Origin of the sequence: Mesorhizobium sp. M7A.F.Ca.CA.003.01.2.1 (assembly GCF_003998945.1) — a bacterium.
Lineage (GTDB): Bacteria > Pseudomonadota > Alphaproteobacteria > Rhizobiales > Rhizobiaceae > Mesorhizobium > Mesorhizobium ciceri.
The window spans coordinates 1-948 of the sequence record NZ_RZRA01001394.1 but is presented as its reverse complement, the minus strand read 5'-3'; the positions used below and the strand labels follow the sequence as shown (position 1 = coordinate 948).

Below are 948 nucleotides of genomic sequence, written 5' to 3'. Positions count from 1 at the left end.
GTTCGGGCTGTAGCGATGAGCGAAGCGTCCGCCCGCCGCAAGCCAAACGATCAGCCGGCGCTGCTCGACACCGAACTGGAACATCTGCCGCCGGAGCTGCGCTGGTGCGAATGGATGGCCCGCGTCGAAGCGGTGATCTTTGCGGCAAATGAACCGGTGACACGTAGTGTCCTCGCGCGGGTGGTGGGAAAAAACTGCAATATCGAGCTGATCATCGACGACATTCGCGCCGAACTCGCCGGCCGCCCTTACGAGCTGGTCGCGGTCGCCGGCGGCTGGCAGCACCGGACCAAAAAGGTTTTTGGCGACGCCATTCACGCAGCCTTCGGCACGGCAGCGGGCGAGGGAGCAAAAGAACTGTCGCAGGCGGAGGCGCTTGTCTTGATGTGCATTGCCTATTTCCAGCCGATCACCCGTGGCGAGCTGTCGAGCTTTTTCGGCAAGGAGGTGTCACGTGACCTGATCGGCGTGCTGCGCGCTGAGCAGCTGGTCGCCTCGGGGCCGCGCAGCCCGCAGCCGGGCGCGCCCTACACCTATGTGACGACCAAAACTTTTCTGTCGCAGTTCGGGCTCGACACGCTGCGCCAGCTGCCGGATTTCGAGGCGCTCGAGGACGCCGGGCTGCTGTCGAAGGAGAAGCTGCTGGATCATCCCAGGGTTTGCAGATATCGACGATGATGGCGCCAGCGCCGCGCTCGACGAATAGATGATCCCATCACGGCGGGACACACGCGATCTCGCCGCTCGTCACATAGAAGATTGCGCCACGCACGCCGTCTGGTCTCGCCGGCTGGGTCCTTCGCGTGACGGAAGGGAGGTGGCGGCACGCGTCCGCTTGTCGATGAAGGATAAGCGAACAGGCAATTGATCGAGCCTGGTCGCACATGTCGATCACCATTGAGAGCTCTCGAAGGGAGAAAGTTCAATTGAACCACGTCTACCTTGAGC

At 62.4% G+C, this 948-nt stretch carries 1 protein-coding gene; it reads left to right on the top strand.

Translation table 11 applies throughout. The features are described from left to right. Positions 1 to 15 precede the first annotated feature (15 nt). Entirely contained in the window at positions 16 to 678 is a 663-nt protein-coding gene (locus tag EN969_RS32930; RefSeq protein WP_063169436.1) for an SMC-Scp complex subunit ScpB, read from the top strand. The last annotated feature ends 270 nt before the right edge of the window (positions 679 to 948 follow it).